The 17294-nt window shown below is 57.4% G+C and carries 20 protein-coding genes, 2 tRNA genes and 1 pseudogene; 17 read left to right on the top strand and 6 right to left on the bottom strand.

Features of this window, described 5'->3' with window-relative positions:
• Positions 1 to 89: 89 nt before the first annotated feature.
• Genes TCELL_RS00695 through TCELL_RS00680 form a run of 4 tightly spaced genes read right to left on the bottom strand, consistent with a single transcriptional unit; the run spans position 90 to position 1743 of the window.
• Positions 90 to 296 (bottom strand): 30S ribosomal protein S27e, encoded by a 207-nt coding sequence (locus tag TCELL_RS00695; protein ID WP_014736807.1) that lies wholly within the window; start codon positions 294 to 296, stop codon positions 90 to 92.
• Positions 296 to 583, bottom strand: a complete 288-nt coding sequence (locus tag TCELL_RS00690) for a 50S ribosomal protein L44e (RefSeq protein ID WP_014736806.1) — start codon at positions 581 to 583, stop codon at positions 296 to 298. Before TCELL_RS00690 ends, TCELL_RS00695 begins: the two co-directional genes overlap by 1 nt.
• Before the next feature lie 46 nt (positions 584 to 629).
• A complete protein-coding gene (locus TCELL_RS00685) occupies positions 630 to 1166 on the bottom strand; it encodes a CDP-archaeol synthase (protein ID WP_238529024.1) in 537 nt (178 codons plus the stop codon).
• The gene (locus TCELL_RS00680; RefSeq protein WP_048162810.1) at positions 1141 to 1743 is read right to left on the bottom strand and encodes a hypothetical protein; all 603 of its coding nucleotides are present in this window, start codon (positions 1741 to 1743) and stop codon (positions 1141 to 1143) included. The genes TCELL_RS00685 and TCELL_RS00680 overlap by 26 nt, the downstream gene beginning before the upstream one ends.
• An 83-nt stretch (positions 1744 to 1826) precedes the next feature.
• On the opposite strand from TCELL_RS00680, the gene TCELL_RS00675 reads away from it, so the two are divergent.
• From TCELL_RS00675 to TCELL_RS00665, 3 genes are all read left to right on the top strand, one after another.
• Positions 1827 to 2480 carry a hypothetical protein gene (locus TCELL_RS00675; protein WP_014736803.1) on the top strand — a complete coding sequence of 218 codons (654 nt, stop codon included), beginning with the start codon at positions 1827 to 1829 and terminating at the stop codon, positions 2478 to 2480.
• A gap of 68 nt (positions 2481 to 2548) precedes the next feature.
• Complete coding sequence (locus TCELL_RS00670; protein ID WP_014736802.1) at positions 2549 to 3847, top strand: UbiD family decarboxylase; 1299 nt, start codon at positions 2549 to 2551, stop codon at positions 3845 to 3847.
• Between the two features lie 114 nt (positions 3848 to 3961).
• Positions 3962 to 5191, top strand: a complete 1230-nt coding sequence (locus TCELL_RS00665; protein WP_014736801.1) for a Clp1/GlmU family protein — start codon at positions 3962 to 3964, stop codon at positions 5189 to 5191.
• 37 nt (positions 5192 to 5228) lie between these two features.
• Here the strand turns inward: TCELL_RS00665 and TCELL_RS07275 are convergent, their stop codons facing one another.
• Entirely contained in the window at positions 5229 to 6251 is a 1023-nt protein-coding gene (locus TCELL_RS07275; RefSeq protein WP_014736800.1) for a hypothetical protein, read from the bottom strand.
• A 200-nt stretch (positions 6252 to 6451) separates the two neighbouring features.
• Here TCELL_RS07275 and TCELL_RS00655 point away from each other — a divergent pair, with 200 nt between their 5' ends.
• The 3 genes from TCELL_RS00655 to tmk are packed head-to-tail and all read left to right on the top strand — an operon-like array spanning position 6452 to position 8601.
• A complete protein-coding gene (locus tag TCELL_RS00655; protein WP_014736799.1) occupies positions 6452 to 7630 on the top strand; it encodes an aconitase X catalytic domain-containing protein in 1179 nt (392 codons plus the stop codon).
• Positions 7614 to 8003, top strand: coding sequence for an aconitase X swivel domain-containing protein (locus TCELL_RS00650; RefSeq protein ID WP_014736798.1), 390 nt, complete (start codon positions 7614 to 7616; stop codon positions 8001 to 8003). The genes TCELL_RS00655 and TCELL_RS00650 overlap by 17 nt, the downstream gene beginning before the upstream one ends.
• On the top strand, positions 7984 to 8601 hold the full coding sequence (tmk, locus tag TCELL_RS00645; protein ID WP_014736797.1) for a dTMP kinase: 618 nt from the start codon (positions 7984 to 7986) through the stop codon (positions 8599 to 8601). Before TCELL_RS00650 ends, tmk begins: the two co-directional genes overlap by 20 nt.
• Here tmk and TCELL_RS00640 read toward each other — a convergent pair.
• Entirely contained in the window at positions 8591 to 8965 is a 375-nt protein-coding gene (locus TCELL_RS00640) for an Sjogren's syndrome/scleroderma autoantigen 1 family protein (RefSeq protein WP_014736796.1), read from the bottom strand. The genes tmk and TCELL_RS00640 overlap by 11 nt on opposite strands.
• A gap of 286 nt (positions 8966 to 9251) precedes the next feature.
• Between TCELL_RS00640 and TCELL_RS07450 the strand changes: the two genes are divergently transcribed.
• The 11 genes and pseudogenes from TCELL_RS07450 (at position 9252) to TCELL_RS00595 (ending at position 17271) form a co-directional block, all read left to right on the top strand.
• On the top strand, positions 9252 to 9470 hold the full coding sequence (locus tag TCELL_RS07450; protein ID WP_157864669.1) for a hypothetical protein: 219 nt from the start codon (positions 9252 to 9254) through the stop codon (positions 9468 to 9470).
• Between the two features lie 453 nt (positions 9471 to 9923).
• Positions 9924 to 10130 (top strand): annotated as a pseudogene (locus TCELL_RS07580) (recombinase family protein); the annotation flags it as partial.
• Positions 10105 to 11391, top strand: a complete 1287-nt coding sequence (locus tag TCELL_RS00630; RefSeq protein ID WP_014736794.1) for an IS200/IS605 family accessory protein TnpB-related protein — start codon at positions 10105 to 10107, stop codon at positions 11389 to 11391. The pseudogene TCELL_RS07580 and the gene TCELL_RS00630, both read left to right, overlap by 26 nt.
• A 7-nt stretch (positions 11392 to 11398) precedes the next feature.
• The gene (locus TCELL_RS07535) at positions 11399 to 11536 is read left to right on the top strand and encodes a hypothetical protein (protein WP_014736793.1); all 138 of its coding nucleotides are present in this window, start codon (positions 11399 to 11401) and stop codon (positions 11534 to 11536) included.
• 176 nt (positions 11537 to 11712) lie between these two features.
• Positions 11713 to 11991 (top strand): stationary phase-response protein, encoded by a 279-nt coding sequence (locus TCELL_RS00625; protein WP_048162806.1) that lies wholly within the window; start codon positions 11713 to 11715, stop codon positions 11989 to 11991.
• Positions 11992 to 12016: 25 nt separating this feature from the next.
• Complete coding sequence (locus TCELL_RS00620; RefSeq protein WP_014736791.1) at positions 12017 to 13444, top strand: ribonuclease FAU-1 family protein; 1428 nt, start codon at positions 12017 to 12019, stop codon at positions 13442 to 13444.
• A 5-nt stretch (positions 13445 to 13449) separates the two neighbouring features.
• A tRNA-Leu gene (locus tag TCELL_RS00615) sits at positions 13450 to 13534 on the top strand.
• A 55-nt stretch (positions 13535 to 13589) separates the two neighbouring features.
• Positions 13590 to 13664, top strand: a tRNA-Arg gene (locus TCELL_RS00610).
• Between the two features lie 375 nt (positions 13665 to 14039).
• Positions 14040 to 14507 carry an RpiB/LacA/LacB family sugar-phosphate isomerase gene (locus TCELL_RS00605; RefSeq protein WP_014736789.1) on the top strand — a complete coding sequence of 156 codons (468 nt, stop codon included), beginning with the start codon at positions 14040 to 14042 and terminating at the stop codon, positions 14505 to 14507.
• A 74-nt stretch (positions 14508 to 14581) separates the two neighbouring features.
• A complete protein-coding gene (locus TCELL_RS00600) occupies positions 14582 to 16249 on the top strand; it encodes a hypothetical protein (protein ID WP_014736788.1) in 1668 nt (555 codons plus the stop codon).
• A 473-nt stretch (positions 16250 to 16722) separates the two neighbouring features.
• Positions 16723 to 17271, top strand: a complete 549-nt coding sequence (locus tag TCELL_RS00595) for a nucleotidyltransferase (RefSeq protein WP_048162803.1) — start codon at positions 16723 to 16725, stop codon at positions 17269 to 17271.
• Positions 17272 to 17294 lie beyond the last annotated feature (23 nt).

Genomic DNA, 17294 nt, shown 5'->3' with positions numbered 1-17294 from the left:
ATTTGTGTAGCGAGCGCAGCGCCGACTCTAACGGCCCGCAACGAAGAACAGTCGAGCAGGGAGGGTTCGGGACAAGAGCGGGTTATGTCTCAGCCTAGCTCGGCTACTATCTCGGCTTTGTCCTTGAGTACGATAGCCCGGCCCCCTGTCGGCTTGACTAGGACTGTGCCGCAGACCTTGCACCTCGCCGGGTACGTCGAGTGGCTGAAGACTACGTTCTCCGCTCCACATGTCTTGCAGATAACCCTATAGAACCTGCTCCTGGGCTGGGGTACCGGGATTAGCCGCTTCTTCACTACTTGGCCACCTCTACGAGCTCGGCTTTCTTCAGCCTAATACCCTCCCTGTGGAGGGTGTAGCCGCACTCTTTACACTTCAGCTTCAGCACAACTTTCTTGGTAGTCTTAGCGAACCTCTTCTGCTCGGCCTTCCTCTTGGAACCATACCCCTGCTTCTTCCTGGCGTACCTCCTCTCGCCCTCGGCCAGGCTCCTCCTCTTACCGTGCTTGTAGATCGTCACGGTGTGCTCGGTGTGCCTCCTGCACCTCGGACAGTAGGTCACAATCACCTTGGGTATCTTCACGAGTAAGCACCCTCCTCAACTACCATTTTATTAATGGTTAAAAACGTTACCACCTTTTATTCTTCAACCCGAGCACGAAGGCGACGTTGTTTGTCAGCAAGTGGAGTACGAGTATAATAAGCAGAGACATTACCACGAGGTCTAGGCGCGACGCGAAACCCGCGTCTAGGAGGAGGTATAGTAGCGTCGCAGCGAGGGCGAAGTCGAGCTGGTCTACGACTGGCAGGGGCTCTCCCGGCTCGATACCCAGCCTCCTCTTCACGAACGCCCCTACCAGGTCCCCTAGTAATGCCGCTACTACGCCGCCCATGTTGAGGAACGTGAGGGGCAGACTCTCGAAAACCAGGCCTACAGTACACGAGGAGGTGAAACCCATTACTACCCCTGCGAGGAAGCCTTCCCAGGTCTTGTGGGATCCGAAGACCGGTCTACCGTCCAGGAACAGCCTCCCCCCGTCGATGAGAGTCCTCCCTCTGACTAGGACGGGGGCGCTGTTTGCCACCATCGGGGAGAGGTAGTACACAAGCACGAACTCGACTAGGACCACCAGGGTGCTGTCAGTAGAATACAGCACCCTCGTCACCTACCCTAAAGTACACTTTAAGCTTCTGGTTAGGGGGCTTCTCGAGTCTAATAAACCTCTTGGAGCCCTCGAAGTTGACCTGGAAGATAGTGTCGAAGTAGTAGTCTAGTAGCTTGAAGCCCGAGGCCTCCAACTCGCCGTCCTCCCCCACCCTCACCTGCGCAGAGGCGACCACCCTACCACCCCTGAGGCTATAGTTGTAGAGCTTGGCGAGAGTAAATAGGTACTTGGACAGCACGTCGGCCCTAGTAGCAATCGGCCTGTAGAGGGCGTTAATACTGTCTATAAAGACGTAGTTGAATACCGTTGCCGATGATAGCTTGAGAAGCAGCTCGGCGAAGACGTCGAAGTCCACCACGTCCGCGAACTCTACGTTCCCGAAACCTACGCCGGCCTTAGCTATCTTGTCGTAGTGGAGGGTGCCCTCGGTGCTTATGAACACGCACCTCTTCCCGAAGACGCAGAACTCTCTTGCCAGGCTGATCAATATGTTCGTCTTACCAGCGGCTGCCGGGCCGTAGAAGAGGGTTGTAGGAGACCCGGAGACCAGCCTCCTCAACTCGGTCGGCACGCGCAAGCCCGCGAAACCTCTGGTGATGGCTACGGGTCTTTGTATCGCTCACAACCTATAATCTACTCTTGTATCCTTTAATAATAGAAGTGGTTGTATTGCTGTACAGGAACCTGGTAGTCGCAGTATACGACCCTAAGTGGTTTAGAGAAGTCGTCGACAAGCTCAGGAGGAGGGGTATCAAGTTCTCCTTCTACTACACGCTCGGCGAGGTACCTGAGTACAGCGTCGTCTACACGGACTCTAGCGAGATAAGAGACGAGGTCGGCGCCAGGAGGGATTTAACAGTGGTCTACGACCCGGAGAGGACTTGTAGAGGGCTGGAGAAGGCAGTGCTCGCCTCTCTCATGAAAAGCGAGTACGGTAGCCTGACAATAGGGGTCGACCCGGGTTCGAGGCACGCGTTCATAGCTCTAGGCGACTCGGTTGTAGTAGACTGGGGGTTCATGGACGACCTGGTCGGCAAAGTGAGGGAGCTGGTAGAGTGCGTCCCGGCGACATCCGTCGTCGTTAGAGTGGGGGCTCACGGTCGGGGGCTCGAAATAGCCAGAGACGTCAAGATAAGGGTCCCGGGTGTTAGAGTAGAGCTCGTGAGCGAGTACAACACCACGCCCTCACACAGTAGGGCTAGCGCCCGGCTCCTCTTGAAGGGCCTCGTCGTGAACAGGCAGTACCTTAGAGGCAATAAGGACGTCCTGGCAGCCCTGAGGATAGCCTTGAAGCAGGGGGTCGAGGTGCTATAGCACTTCCGGCTACCGACGCCAGATAAGGTTAAGTCTCCGTCTCGCCAGAGATTAATTTACGTTAGCTGATGAGTGTAGAGGGCGTCTACTTGACCACGCTCGCCTCGCTAGTGGACTCTTTAAAGGGGCGCAAAGACACGTTTTTTGCCGGCGACCTAGACCCCGAATACGAGCCCACGAGGGCGGTCTACGGGCATAGGCGGGAGAGAGTAGTGTTCAGGCTCAAGGGCAAGGAGTGGGAGTGCGTCTCAAATATACTGAGGGACCGGGGAGACGTATACGAGCTGGTGGGTGCGAGGAGCGACTCCGAGCTGTACGAGAAGCTCCTGAGAGCGTACTACAGCCCTTCACAGCTCGAGGTTGTGGACTTCGCCGGCAGCTTCAGGAGAGCCGACATGGCTCTACGAGACCTCCCCTTCATCAAGTTCTACCGCGAGGACGGGGGCCCCTACCTGACCAGCGCTGTTTTCATAGCGTGCTGGGAGGGCGTTTGCAACTCGAGTTTCCACAGGGTCATGTACATCGACGACGACAGGGCTACGCTCAGGATCGTCCCGAGGCACCTGCACTACATGGTGAAAAAGGCTTTCGAGGCGGGTAGAGACCTGCCCGTGGCTATGGTGCTAGGCCTAGACGTCTACCAGGAGATCGCGGCCGCCATGAGCCCACCCTACGGCGTCTTCGAGGTGGGGATAGGGGCAGCCCTAAGCGGGGTGAACAGGGTGGCCAAGACTCCTCTGTTCAACATACCTGTACCGGTCACCGCCTCGCTGGTTGTCGAGGGGGTCATCTCCAGGGAGGAGGATTGGGAGGGCCCCTTCGTCGACATACTGAGTCTAGTAGACGAGAGGAGGAGGCAGAACGTCTTCAAGCCCGTTGCCTACTACGTTAACGCCCAGGGCAGATTGGTGTACCACGCCATAGTGCCGGCGACAAGCGACCACTTCTACTTGATGGGCCTCCCGAGAGAGCCGCTTATCTACGAGAGTGTCAAGAAGGTGGCGCCGGGCGTCAGGGCAGTCCGGCTGGCTGTCGGCGGCGGCAGCTGGCTCATAGGGGTCATAGCCATCGAGCAGTCTACTAGGGGAGAGGCCCTCAGCGCGGCCCTGGCGGCCCTCACGGCCCACCCCAGCATGAAGGTGGTCGTAGTCGTAGACGAGGACATAGACGTCGACGACCCCTTACAGGTCGAGTGGGCTATAGCGACGCGCAGCAAGCCCGGCGAAGACGTCGTCGTGCTGAGGAACGCCAAGGCTAGTACGCTGGACCCAAGGAGCCCGGAGGGGGTCGGGGACAAACTAATAGTGATCGCGACGAAACCCTTCAATGAGCCGTGGTCCAAGTATAGGAGGGCCGGCGTGCCCTAACAGCGGGCCCGCTATTGGAATTCTCCTCCTGTAGGAAGCTTAATAGACGCCCACCAAGTTACCATCACATGTAAAAAGGCCTGGTGAAACCCACTACGAGTGGTGTGAGCGGCTGTGCCGACTCTTAAGCTGAACAAAGGTGAGGGCGTCAAGTTGTTCGGGCCGATGGCGTTCACGCTCTTGAGGGGCACGGTAGAGATCTTGGGCAAGAAGGTCGTCGTAGGGGAGAGGGTCATAATCCACAGGCTGAAGAGCTACGCTGTGGTAGCTCTCGAGGACTCGGAGCTCGACTTGAGCATGGTCAACGAGGCGCAGATTAAGAGGCTCGAGGACAACGAGGCCTACTTCGAGTGGGTTAAGCTTAGCGAGGAAATCGTGAGCAGTAACCCTACAGTAGTAGTGGTTATAGGCGAAGTAGACTCTGGCAAGTCTTCTTTCACGACGCTTCTCCTCAACAAGGCCCTCGAGAGGGGGATGAGGCCGGCTCTCGTAGACGCGGACGTAGGTCAAGCCGACGTTGCGCCCCCGGGCTACGTATCACTCGCCTACCCGAGCGAGCAGACCCTGTGGAACAGGGGGCTAAAGCCCGTGAGAATGTGTTTTGTCGGGGACAACAAGCCCCAGAGGAGCACGGACGCAATAGTCAACTACGTCAAGAGGCTGGTGGAGCAGGCTGTCAGCGAGGGTAGGACACCCGTTGTGGTCGACACTGACGGCTGGATGAAGGAGGTCGGAGCGGTCCTGTACAAGACCAAGCTCGTGGTAGAGGTGAGACCAGACTACCTGGTCCACGTGGGCGGCTCAGACCCCTCTTTTTCAGCCCTCGAGAGACTGGGGGTCAAGTACAGAACTGTCCCGTCGCCCAGCGTGAAGAAGGTGAGGGACAGGTCTGAGAGGAGAGAGTACCGGAGCGACAGGTACAGGGAGTTCTTCGCCAACGCGGCCATGGTGAAGTACGACCTCAACCAGCTGGTCTTCGTAGACATGCCCCTGCTCCAGGGGGCTCGAGTCGACTTACACGACGAGAGGGTGGTGTACAGCAGTGTACTAGGCGGCAAGTACTTCGTAGTGGCTAGAGGCGACACCAGGAGAGTCTACGAGGAGCTGTCGGCTAGCCTGGGGAGAGAAAAGCTGACAGTCTACCCGCAGGGCTTCGAGAGAGGGCTCTACGTCTCGCTCTCCGACGGGAAGGGTAGCGAGTGCCCGGGTATCGTGGAGAAGATAGACTTCGACGCGGGTAAACTACTCGCTAGAACCCCCTGCCCGGAACTCCCCGTGAGAGTTGTGAGGGCCTCCACCATAAGGCTGACAGAGGACTTCAAGGAGGAGTACATCGAGTACTAGAGACCGACGCGTACACGTAGCGGCTCGAAGAGCGCGCTCAGCGCGGGCGTGCCAGAGGCTCTAGGCCCGCCAGCCTTCTCGACTCCACCAGTATTGTAAACAAGGCAGCGACGAAGACAGGGACCCCCACAATTAGCAACGCGCTCAACCACCCCATCAATAGGAGGTCTACGGCTTTAAGAGACTTATTCATAAACGTGATGCGGATACGGGTCAGCGGGCTCCTCAACAAAACTATTATCGCAGCGACTCCAGTGTAGACCAGAGTAGCGGCCGTAGAGGAGAGTAGCAGGCCTCCCAGGTCGGCGTAGGCGGTGGCAAGTAGGGTTGCCGTCACCGAGAGTACGAGGCCTGCCCGTACAGTGCTCATCAACCTCATCTCCACGAGAGATAGCACGGCGAGAACTACACCGAGAACCCCAACACCCAGGGGTATAAACGCCTCGGGCTCTCCGAATAGGAGTTCGACATCGACCGTGGTGGGGGCGAGTAATATGGCTACTAAGATAACAAGGACACCTAGCTGCAACCTTGCCACCGGTCCCCCCAGCGCCCTTCTCGACATCTCGTAGAAGAATACGAGGTACGCCAGTAGCCCGGCGTACAAGACTAAGTCGTATAGGGGCAGCGTTAATTGAGTGCCCGAGAGGAGGAACGGGTTTACGCCCGAGACAAAGGGCTCGAAGGGGCTCATGTCCTCGTATAACGGCGCGTCTAGAACTACGTGGAGGAGCGCGCCGATAACTCCTCCGGCAATATACTTGTGGAACTCCTCGTCGCCCTGAGCCAGGTAGAATGCTCTGTACAGGGTCTTATGGACTTTCAAGTAGCGGTCGAGCACGTAGACAACGATGGCCGTGAGTACCCCTAGAAGGGCCGCGACGACGAAACCATGCGTCAACCCGTGAGGTCTAGCGTCTATTCCGCCAAGGACTAGGAGGACAGACCCGAGGTCGACTGGTATAGTCGTCGCGACCAAGAGGGTCGGTAAGTGGACCCTCCTTCTAAGCGGGAGCCCCACCAGAAACCCTGAGGCTAGGTGGTACGTGGTGAACGGCATTCGTCGCCTACCCTGTTAGGGGTATTACGGTGGGGTAGTAAAAATAGACTAAATACAGTAGAGACTACGCGAAAAACTTTGTGGGATACACCCACCCGTCTACTCCTCCAGGCGAAGCTGGCGAGAGTCCGGGGCAGGGTAACACCCCACTTTTATCCTCCGGGTTGGTATATCATGTACTTTAAGCGGTGTTGAATGTAATGTACCTGACGCGCGAACAAGAGAGGATGTTGAACGGGGAGTTTGGCTGGGTTGTCGCGAAGGCTATGTCTATAATCGTCAAGACGGGTGAGGCGCTGGGGGCCACAAAGCTAGTCGAGGTCGCCCACGCCCACGTGTCGGGGGTCTCCTACTCTAACATCCTAGACCCCGGGCTCGAGTTTATCCGTAGCCTGTTTCTCGGGGGTGGCAGGGCTCGGGTATACACCACGGTCAACCCGGGGTGCGTCGACTACTCGGGTTTATCGGAGTTGATAGACGGCTCCTACGCTAGGAAACAGGCTGTGATAGACGACTCCCTAATCAAAATGGGGTTTAAGCCGGTCTTCACCTGCATCCCGTACTACCACAGGCCCCCGGCTCAGGGGGAGTTCCTAGCCTGGGGCGAGAGTAGCGCTGTCGCAGTGGCCAACAGCGTGTTCGGAGCGAGCACGAACCGGGAGGGGGGACCGCTGGCGTTGGCCTCCGCGTTAACGGGCTTCACATACTACGCGGGTCTCCACGACCCGGGGAACAGGGTCGCGAGAGTCCTGGTCTACGTTAAGGATCCACGCGTTAGAGGGAACCCGGGAGCTCTCGGGTTATGGCTGGGCTGCAGGGTCAGGGAGATACCGCTCGTCAGGGGTGCTGGACAGGGCTTGGCGGACTTGAAGATAATGCTCGCGGCGTCCGCTGCCTCGGGTTCCCACGCCCTCGTCGTCCTGGAAGGGGTGACGCCCAGGGGGTTCTACTCGACTGATCTCGTGGACAAGGTCGAGGTGGAGTGGGGCGATGTAGAGGAGTATATAGGTACGGAGCCCGGCGGTGGTAGCATACTGGGCTACCTCGGATGCCCCCACCTTTACCCGTGGGAGTTCCTCGAGATATATAGGCAAGTCGTGAAGCGGGGTGTGCTACCCAGAGACAGGAGGCTCCTAATAACGATACCTGTAGAGGTCTACGAGAGACACTACATCGAGGTCTTGCGGTTGCGTAGGCTGGGCGTGGACGTGGCCGCTGGCACCTGCCCTGTAGTCTCCAGGCTGACGCGGGTGTTCGACCACCTCGTGACGAACTCCGGTAAAGCGGTCTTCTACTTGAGTAAGCAACTAAAAGCAAAGTACTACCTGACGAACACCCTGGGGGTGATAAGGGCTGTCTACGGTGAGGGAGCGGGTTAGAGTCCTTGTGGACGGGGACTGCCGGGCCCCCCTCCGCGTCTACAACGACTACATCAGCTTCTTCGGAGAGGTAGACCCCGCGGCCGGCACGCTTAGGTCGGTGGGCGAGCAGATAGCCGGCGTAGCGCTGGCCTTCAGGGGCGGGCGCGGGAGTACGGTGGGCTCCTACGTTATCTACGCGCTGAAGTACTACGGGAGAGAGCCGAGCTGCATGTTGGTGGAGGAGCCCGAGCCCATCATCATTACGGGGTGCATCATGGCGGATATACCCCTCTTCCAGGTCAGGAAAGGGTTTTTAGAAGAGGTGGGCTCTAAAAGAGCAGTGCTCGTGCACGAGAAGGGGAGAGACTACATTGAGCTACACTTCGAGTAGGAGAGGCCTGTTCTTAGTCCTCGAGGGGCTGGACGGCTCGGGGAAGACGAGCATCGCCAACATCCTCATAAGCAGGCTTGGCGAGCTGGGTTACAGGGCAACCTACACCTACGAGCCCTACGACTCGAGCATCGTCAGAGCCGTTAAAGGCGAGTACTCCAGCGCTAGGGACGCCTATGTCGACGCGCTGGCTTACGCCTTGGACAGGCTCATACACTGGAAGACGGTGATAGAGCCGGCTCTGAGGGAGGGCGCTGTGGTGGTGTGCGACAGGTACTTCTACAGTAGCGTCGCCTATCAGACCGCCTCGGGGGCACCCTACGAGTGGGTCTTGGAGGTGAACAGGTTCGCGCCGAGGCCCGACCTGGCAGTATACCTCGACGTAGAGCCCTCGCTCGGGCTGGCGAGGAAGAAGGGGGTCCCGTCGAGGTTTCCCGAGTACGAGAGGGTCGACTTCCTCTCCCGGGTCAGGGAGGTTTACTTGAGGATGGTCAGAGAAGGCCTGCTCGTAGTAGTCGACTCCAGCAGGGGGCTCGAGGAAGTCTTCCGGGACGTCTGGGGTCTGGTGAGGCCCCTGCTCGACCGGCTCACTTCGTAGAGGAAGGCCTAGACGCGATGACGCTCTTGATCCTCCTCACCCTCTCGACGACCTCAAGCCACCTTATCAGCTCGGTGGGGTCTATCTCCCCCCTCTCGCTCAGCATGGCGTTCATCTCCATCAAGGCCCTCTCCTCAATCCTGTCCAGCGTCATGGCCAGGCTCACAGAGGTCTTCACCGCCCTGGCCTCTTCCTCGGTCTTGACCAAGTAGACCCTACCGTGGACGGGGCAGACCACCTCACCCGTCTTCAGCCTGAACAGAGGGAGGCCGCAGCCCGGGTAAGGGCATGTCTCGGCCAGCATTACCGCCCCGGCCTTGATAAGCTCGGCCATCTTCTTGACGGGGTCTACTTCAGCCTCCACCAAGTCAGACCACACATGGATACCAAATATCTATAGAGGGTTTTAATTGCAAGCTAGCGCCAGCGAGGGCCCCTCGGCACGGGGGCTTCTATTCCAGGTACTCAACGACCCCCCTGGCATACGCCTCCCCCTCCCCCAGCCGCGTTGTCGGCCTCCCCCCGTACGACCGCGACCCTCACGACCCGCTACACCACTAGCAAAGCGTACCATTAGATTTTCCAAGAGAGCGTGGGTTAAACGTTTATAAGTAATATTGAGGAAAATTTTTACAGATGGTCGGGGCCGAGTGTTTGAGAGGCTACCGGGCCGCCCGGGCGGTGTAGGTGCTGCTCCGAGCCTAGGCGGGCTACCCCTGGACGGGGGTCCCCCGTCGTTGAACTCGACGGTCGCCCGTGAGCCCGCGGGGGTGTCAAAAACCCTGTGGACGAGGCGGAGGACCCTAGAGGGGACTATAAACAGCATTCTGGGGGCGAGCGGCGTCTCAAGGCATGTCTCGCAGGGGTAGGCGGGTATGCCCGCGGCCGGACCACCTAGCCCCGCGAGGGGCCGCCTAAGCCCGAGGACTACACAGAAGGAGGGAGAGGGGTGGACGACCTCTACAAGTTAGGCAGGGCCTTGTACGAGCAGTCGGTGGAGAGCCTGCTGACGGGGGGTTTGCCAATCCTCGCCGAATTACTAAAGAAAACCGAGGTCTTCATAGTACCAGATTACGAACCGCCGGCTCCAGCGTGGACAGACGGGAAGGCGATATCCTTAACGCCACGTGTCGCGGACTTCAAGGACACGGAGCCCTATGTCCTCTCCCACGTCCTCTTGCACATCGTCTTCGACCACGTCGGCATGACCAAGGAGCTGAAGCGGATGTTCAGCGACCTCGACCCGCAGACGGTTAGCATGGTCTCCAACATCGCCGCCGACGCCGTGGTGAACGACATCCTAGACTGCTTGTTCGCCGACAGGCTTTACCTATCTCGAGAAGCTCTTCGAGGCATATGGTGTGAGAGTAGTAGTCGTTTTCGACCAGGAGCCCAAAGACTACTACCAGGAGCTAGTCGAGGACCTAATGGCGATCGTCACCAGCTTCGCCGGCAAAATCTACGGCAAGCGTAGCCGCAAGTACAGGAAGGTGGTGGAGGCCGTTGAGCAAGCTGTTAAAGACCCTTAAGAGGACAGTAGTCTTAGAAGGCTGGGTTAATAGTGCTGGCAGGCGAGCGCTTAGGGAGGTCTTTGAAGCATACAGAGCCATGCTCCAGGAGATGGTCGAATACGCGGTCGAGCACAACGCCTCGCAGGCCACCCTACACAGGGTGTTCTACAGCAGGTTCAGGGAGGAGTACCCCTGGCTACCGACCAGGGTGATCAAGGGCTGCTACCGCGACGCGGTCAGGAGGGCTAGGAGCTTCCTGAGGTTGAAGAAGAAGGGGCTCGCGCAGGGCGACAAGCCGGTGGTGAAGAACATCACGGTGACCTACTCTGACTCGCAGGATTGGAGGCTGGTTGGTGGTGACGTGGAGCTCAGGACTCATAGGGGCTGGATTAGGCTTAACCTGAGGTATACTAGACAGTTGGTGAGGTATCTCTACGGTGGGTGGAAACTGTCTAGTGAACTCAAGCTCAAGCCCGCTGGTAAGAGGATTCTCGTATACTTGACGTTCAGGAGGGTTTTCGAGGTCTCCTACAACCCTAACAATGTCATTGCTGTCGATGTTAATGAGAACAACGTCACGCTGGCGGTATTCAGGAACGGAAGGCTCGGCGACGTCTACAGAATTGAAACTAACCTAGGTAGGATAGTTATTGCCTACTCTGAGAGGAGGAAGAGAATAACTGGGGGCAAGTCGACAAAGGATAGGAGCGTGAAGAAAGCACTTAGGAAGCTGAGGGAGGGGGAGAGGAAGACGGACATTATCTACAAGGTCGCCAGGTTCATCGAGGAGCTGGCTTATATAAACAGCGCCGTCGTGGTTGTTGGAAATGTTCACAAGGGCAAGAGAAGGCTTGTTAGCAGGGCGGGGAGCAACAACCTCAGGCACAGGATCCACCAGTGGAGCGTCTCGAAGCTGGTGGAGGTACTGGACAACAAGCCCATACACGTCGTCGAGGTGCCGGAGGCGTACTCCTCCTCGAGGGATCCCTTCAGCGGGGAGCCCATCAAGGGCTACGCCCCCTCTGTGATCCGCGTTGCGGTGAGAGGGAGGAGGGTGAGGGTAGCCAAGGTCGTCCTAAGGCTGGCCAGGCTGAGCAACGGGCTGACCCTAGACAGGGACGTCGTCGGGGCCGTAAACATAGGGTTGAAGCACCTGACCGCAGATGGGAGCCCCGTGGCGTTGGGCTCGACGGGGCCCCATGAGGTGCGGGTGAAGCTAGTGAACCCGCACCAAGGGCCAACCCCACCCACGGAATTAAAAGTAATTGAAACCAATTAAAAGCACCGTGGATGGGGAAACGCTCGTAGCGGTCTCGGTTAACGGCGTGTCTCCTCCGGGCTACCTCAAACACAAGCTCAAAATAGTAATGAGCGAGGGCGGGGAGTCCTACGTAATAAGCGTGGGATTCTCCTCCACCGCCTGACTCAAACAGTTTTTCCCCGTTCACATCTGTTTCTCCCGGCTATAAGCCGGGCGCTCCATTTCTATCTCGGCGCCGACCCGTGCCGCGCGGGCCAGGAGCATACGGCAGTCTTCGGGGCGGTGCCCCTACACTGTTTTAATCGCCATTTACACATTAGAGAAGTGGGGGTGGTCGGCGTGTCCTCCGGGGTGAGGGTGCCCGATAATACTGCCAAGATCAACAACGCGATATACCTGCTGCTCTCCATCATCAACGACACGGCTGTCCCCAGGAACATAAGGAGGGCTGCCACCGAGGCGCTGAACTACCTGAGGAGCGAGAACCTTACGCCTGGCGTGAGGGCGGCCAACGCCGTGAGCGTGCTCGACCAGGTCAGCCAAGACCCCAACATGCCGCTGTCGGCTAGGACGAAGATCTGGCAGGTCATCGCGATCCTAGAGACAATACACGACTAGCTGGTCCTGAACGGGGTTCACCTTTTTGACGAGCGTCAGAGTCAGAGGTATCTCGTCAACTGCGCTCTCCTACCTGTTCCTGTTGAGGGGCTTCAGGGTCGTACAAGCGTCGGGTGTGATCAGAGAGAGGCTGGGGATACCCTTCGACACCTCCCCTGCCGAGGTCACTGTGAAGGACTCCGAGGAGCCGAGCACGCTCGTAGTCCTCGGCAAGCCTGAAGGGGTCAGAGAAGTGTTGGACTCGATCACCACGGAGCTACGGGACGTAGTGGTCTGGTGGGGGAGGCCTGGTCTCCATGCCGTGGTGAGGGCGCGGGTCAGCAGGCTCGAGGAGGGCGGGTGTGTACTAGAGCTACCGGGCGGGGTTGAGGGGGTCCTGCGCGCGTGCCACGGAAGAGAGGGCGACCTCGTGGTCGTGTCCGTTGCAAGGCCCTCGTTTAGGAGGGGGGAGAGGGCCGTAGTCTCCAGGGAGCTGAGGTTCGACGGGCTCTACGTCTCCCTCATTAAAGGAGGAAAGATAGAGTTCTCGGAGTTCATCAGAGACCCGGCGAAGAAAGCAGAGCTCTCGGCGCTGGCGGTCTCCAAGCTCGTGGGGTCTGGTCTAGGCGTGAGGTTCAGGAGTAACAGCCAGTACGCAGACCCGCACGAGGTGTCTAGGGAGATCGACTTTTTACTCGGGGTTTTGAGGGATTTCGAGGCGAAGCTGAAGAGCGGGGGCGACGTGGGAGTGCTGTACGAGGGCGAGTCCATAGCCCTAGTATACCTGACGTCGCCTGCGAAGGCTAGGCTGGACGAGTTGAGGGGTAGGGTCGCCCCGACAGCGATGGGGCACCACCAGCTGAAGTACATGGGGTTAGACGAGGTAGTGGACTACACCGAGTACCTGCTGTCCAATAAGGCGATAACGAGGGAGAGCACAGCCCTACTCTCCAGCTACCTGGTGTACAAGCAGGTCGGGCGGGAGTTCTCGTTCAGGCAGGTTAAGCCGGACGGAGGGGTCGTAAAGCTCTCACCCGGTGTGCTAGAGAAAGTGGAGGCGGGGCGGGGAGGGCTGACCCTCGTCTTCAAGAGGGTAATGAGGTCAGGTGGTGTATATGACGGGCTGGGGGTGGAGAAGATGCCCGGGGACGTGGACTACATGGTGGTGGACACGTCGTCTTGGACCATATCCCACAACTACTACAGGGGCTCGGACTACCTGGGCACGTACGTGAACATCAACACGCCCCCGGACGTCGGGGAGGGTGTAGTCGAGTACCTGGACCTGGAGGTAGATGTCGTGGTCAGGAGAGACGGGGTACCCGAGGTCGTAGACCTCGATAAACTGGAAGATGCGTGGAGGAGCAAGGCGCTCAGCGAAAGTCTCTACAGGAGAGCGCTCGAGGAAGTCGAGAAGGTTAGAAGCAACCCTACCGCTCACGTTTATAACCCGTGGAAGAATCAACAGAAATAATTAGAGCGGGGGTGCCCGAGCTAGGTCAAAGGGGTCGGGCTTAGGACCCGATGGCGTAGGCCTGCGTGGGTTCGAATCCCACCCCCCGCACTGCTCGTAGCAGTCCTCAAAAGTTAATTACAGTTCATAAGACACTACTAGATTAGGGCCCGTCGCCTAGCTTGGATAGGGCGCCGGCCTTCGGAGCCGGAGGTCCCGGGTTCAAGTCCCGGCGGGCCCGTCGAGGCTAAACTCGCTATTAGCAGAGCGAGAGTAGAGTTCGCCGCTTGCTTCAACGGAGTAGACGCTGGGGTTTCTTCTCGGTTGTTCGTTGGAATACTGTTTTATGGTGAATGTCTATTGTTGTCTGCGTCCTGTAGGCGCTTCCAGTAGAGACCGGGACGGCCTTAGGCAGCTGGAGCTCTCGAGGGGTCTAGAAAATCGCTGAGGGGGTGAGTACGAGCTCGTAAAGAGAGGTGGTAGGTCTCGGCGAGGCCGACGAGTAGAGTACAACTGCCATTGATGCCGTCCAAGAGAAAGGCCTGTTCGAGGACACGTTCTCGACCAACGAATTTAAGGCACTAAGACCATGTTGCGTATAGGTAGGGATGCGATTTTGCCAAGGGCTATAGTCGGCTCGGACGACTTGTACGCTTGTGCTAGGGAGGCGGTTGAGCACCTCAGGAGGAAGGGCTTCGAGGTAGTAGTGGTAGGCGCCCTGAAGACTGGTAAGCCGGAGCCGTGGCCGCTGGTAGCGAGAGAAGTGGGCTTAGCCGTCGCCCGGGGTGAGGCCGACTTCGGGGTGGTGGTGTGCTACACGGGGACGGGCGTCTCGATCGCGGCGAACAAGATCCCAGGTGTCAGGGCTGCTCTCTGCAACGACCCCGAGACCGCGCGCGGTGCTAGGTTGTGGAACGACGCAAATGTGCTGGCGATGAGTGGCAGGCTCGTAACAGACATTCTCGCCAGGGAGATCATAGACGCCTGGCTATCCGTAAAGGCCCCCGACGCCTCCGAACTAGAGAACATCGAGAGACTTAAGTCCATAGACGGGGAGTTCAGGGGCTCCAAAGGGCGGGCGTAAGGATCGAGAGTAGTTTTTTACCCGCAACTAGGAGACTATCCAGAGGCTCAGCTTAGACCCGCGGCGTGGTGGATGTGCCAGGGCTGGAGAGCGCACCCCCGGACACGACCTCTCGTAGAGCGTTCTTCATCGGTTTAACTGGACTAGCTGGCATAGTTGCTCTCCTTATTTCCACGCTATACAGGGACTACGTGAGGGATGTAGCCATAGTAATACTCGGCGACGTACACTCCTACTTGTTAATCGCTCTAGGCAACGCGGTGTTAGTGCTCTACCTTGCCTTGAGAGACGAGGTCTTCAGGTTCGAGGTCAGTGTTAGTAAGGTCCTCGCGACACTACTGCTGGTCTTGTTCTCGGTGTTCTTCTACCTGGTAGCCCCCCTAGTAGGTGAGTACACGACTTTCTACCGGGGTCTGAGCTTCAGCCTACTTGTATTCTCCACACTACTGTTCATATTCACACCAACTAGCACGAGAGCCCTTGTACCCTACCTCTTAGTACTGCTGTTAACGCCGATCCCGGCGAGCTCCCTCGACAACGCGGCGCAAGTCTTTTCGAGAGCAGCGGGAGAGATCGCGGCGGGGATAACCGGTTCGACGTTTAATTACGGAGACGGCTTCGGGCAGATAACTGTCCACACTAGTTACGGTCCCGTGGAGGTGCCACTGGTATCAATACGTCTCGGGTACACCCCTCTCACGTCGACGATTGCACTGCTGCCAGTGGTACTCTGGGTAGTTTCTAGGAATACTTTGAGCCTTAGACGGAAGAGCGTGCTCGCCCTACTATCTGTCGCAGTAGGGCTCCTGATCGGTTTTGTCGGCGAAATGTTGAGAGCGGTCGTCCTGGTCGAGGCGGTAAGGTATGAAGGTATCCCCCTCGCCTGGGGTGCTCTCAGCTACACCCCCACTATAATATATGTAGCGGCCTCGTCTATTTTCGCCGTATACCTGGTATCCGGGTCGTTTATCTCCGATACTCCCGGTAGTAAAGAGGCCTCTCGCGGTAAAGCCGACGCGGGCGTGAGGGCTGTAACCGGTCTAGTACTACTGCTACTGCTCGCTTTCACGACGCTGGTAGCGGTTTTAAGCCCCATAAACACTTCGTGGGGGTACACGATAACTTCCCCGGGAGTCAGCGCCTGGGACTTTGTGTCAAGGCCCGAGAACTACATTTTCGCGGGCTTCAAGATCGAGAGTGCCTGGAGCGACCCTGCTACGGCGGGCCTACTAGGCGTACTGAACGTGAGGCACGTGACCTTCAGCAGTAATAAGGCATCCTATCACGCGGTCGTTGAGGTCGCCGAGACACCCACACTCCTACACGCGTGGAACTATGACCTCAGCTTGGAAGGATACAGTGTTGTAAGATCATGGGTTCAAGATGTGAACGGTGTACACGTGTATCTCGTGCAGGCTAGCAAGTGGAATACGAGCTGTACGATAGCAGCCGCCCTATTACCCGTCTTGATAAGAGACAGGTCCACCACTTCTCAACTATATGTCAGGGTATATTTAGTACCTGGCGAGACAAGCCTCGAGTCCACGGTTGCCGCGCTAGAGGCCATAAAAAGAGTTCTAGACAGCCAACAGTTTACCCCTCCGTCCGTTGCGGGTCTGCTAGACACACTAGGAGTACTGCTTAAACTCGGAGTGTTCGCCACAGTAGCCTATTACCTGTTCTTGGCGGGACTCAAGACAATACCATCCAGACCACTTAAGATCTTCCGCACTCGCGACTAGCCCGCCGAGAAGCGTCGGCTTAGACATCCCGTGCCAGGACGTCGTCTAGGATTATCCGCATCGGTCGAACAGTAGTCTGGAGGTTCTCGTATACAACCTGTTATATAGTTGCCTTGACTTGAATAGGGCGGGTGCGAGTCCACGGGCGACGTGGTCAAGGAGACGGCTTAATAGGGTTATCTGAGGCTGGGTAAAGAGCCTACTCGTTCTCGAGGTACAGTATCGTCTCCACGGTCGACTCTACTAGCGCTTTCCATGCTAGTATCGAAACAGGTGGAGGCCATTTTACACATACAAGAGTACTCAGCTTCACTATTTCGGGGAGCCCCTGCGTTGTTTTTGTTTATTCTGAATAAAGAGGGCAGCCTGGTAGGCATCAAAGGTTGAGTAACATAACTAAGAATGGGCATAAAACCTTAATAGCCGATAATGAGGTATCCGAGGGGATGTTTAGCGAAGAGTAGGTGGTGGTAGTGTCCTTTAGTAGAAAGGCCCTGGCAAGGGTTGTCGAGAAAATCAGTAAGAGGGGCGTCGAGTTCGTTGTGATAGGTAGTACAGCTGTAGAGCTCGCACTAAACAAGGACGTTTTCGAGGGCGACTTGGACCTCTTTGTCATAGAGCCCAGTCCTGTCGCAAACGAGGACTTCTACCGGAGCCTAGCCGCGGAGGAGGGGTGGGAGGTCGGTTTAACAGAGCTGGGCACACTAAAGCTGATCGCTAACGTTGAAGGTGAGACAGTAGAGGTCGAGCTCTACGAGAACATCATGGACTTCAATATACCGGATGAAGTAGTTGCCAACACGCGGCAGGCCTCTATAAATGGGGTTAAAGTGAGGGTTCTACACCCCGAGCAGTACTTTGTACTGAAGGCTAGGCAGGGAGTAGACTTGGACAAGCTTAGAAACTACTACAGGCAGCTCGGTAAGCTGAATACGAGCCTACTCGAAACTACACTAAGCTACTTCCCCGAGGAGTCGGAGGACATAGCCGAGAGGCTGAGGAGCGTAGGCTTTAAGTTTTAAACCCCCTCGAACAATTAGACGCT

This window comes from Thermogladius calderae 1633 (assembly GCF_000264495.1).
Classification (GTDB): domain Archaea; phylum Thermoproteota; class Thermoprotei_A; order Sulfolobales; family Desulfurococcaceae; genus Thermogladius; species Thermogladius calderae.
Note: the sequence above shows the minus strand (reverse complement) of the source record. Positions and strands in the feature narration are given on the sequence as shown.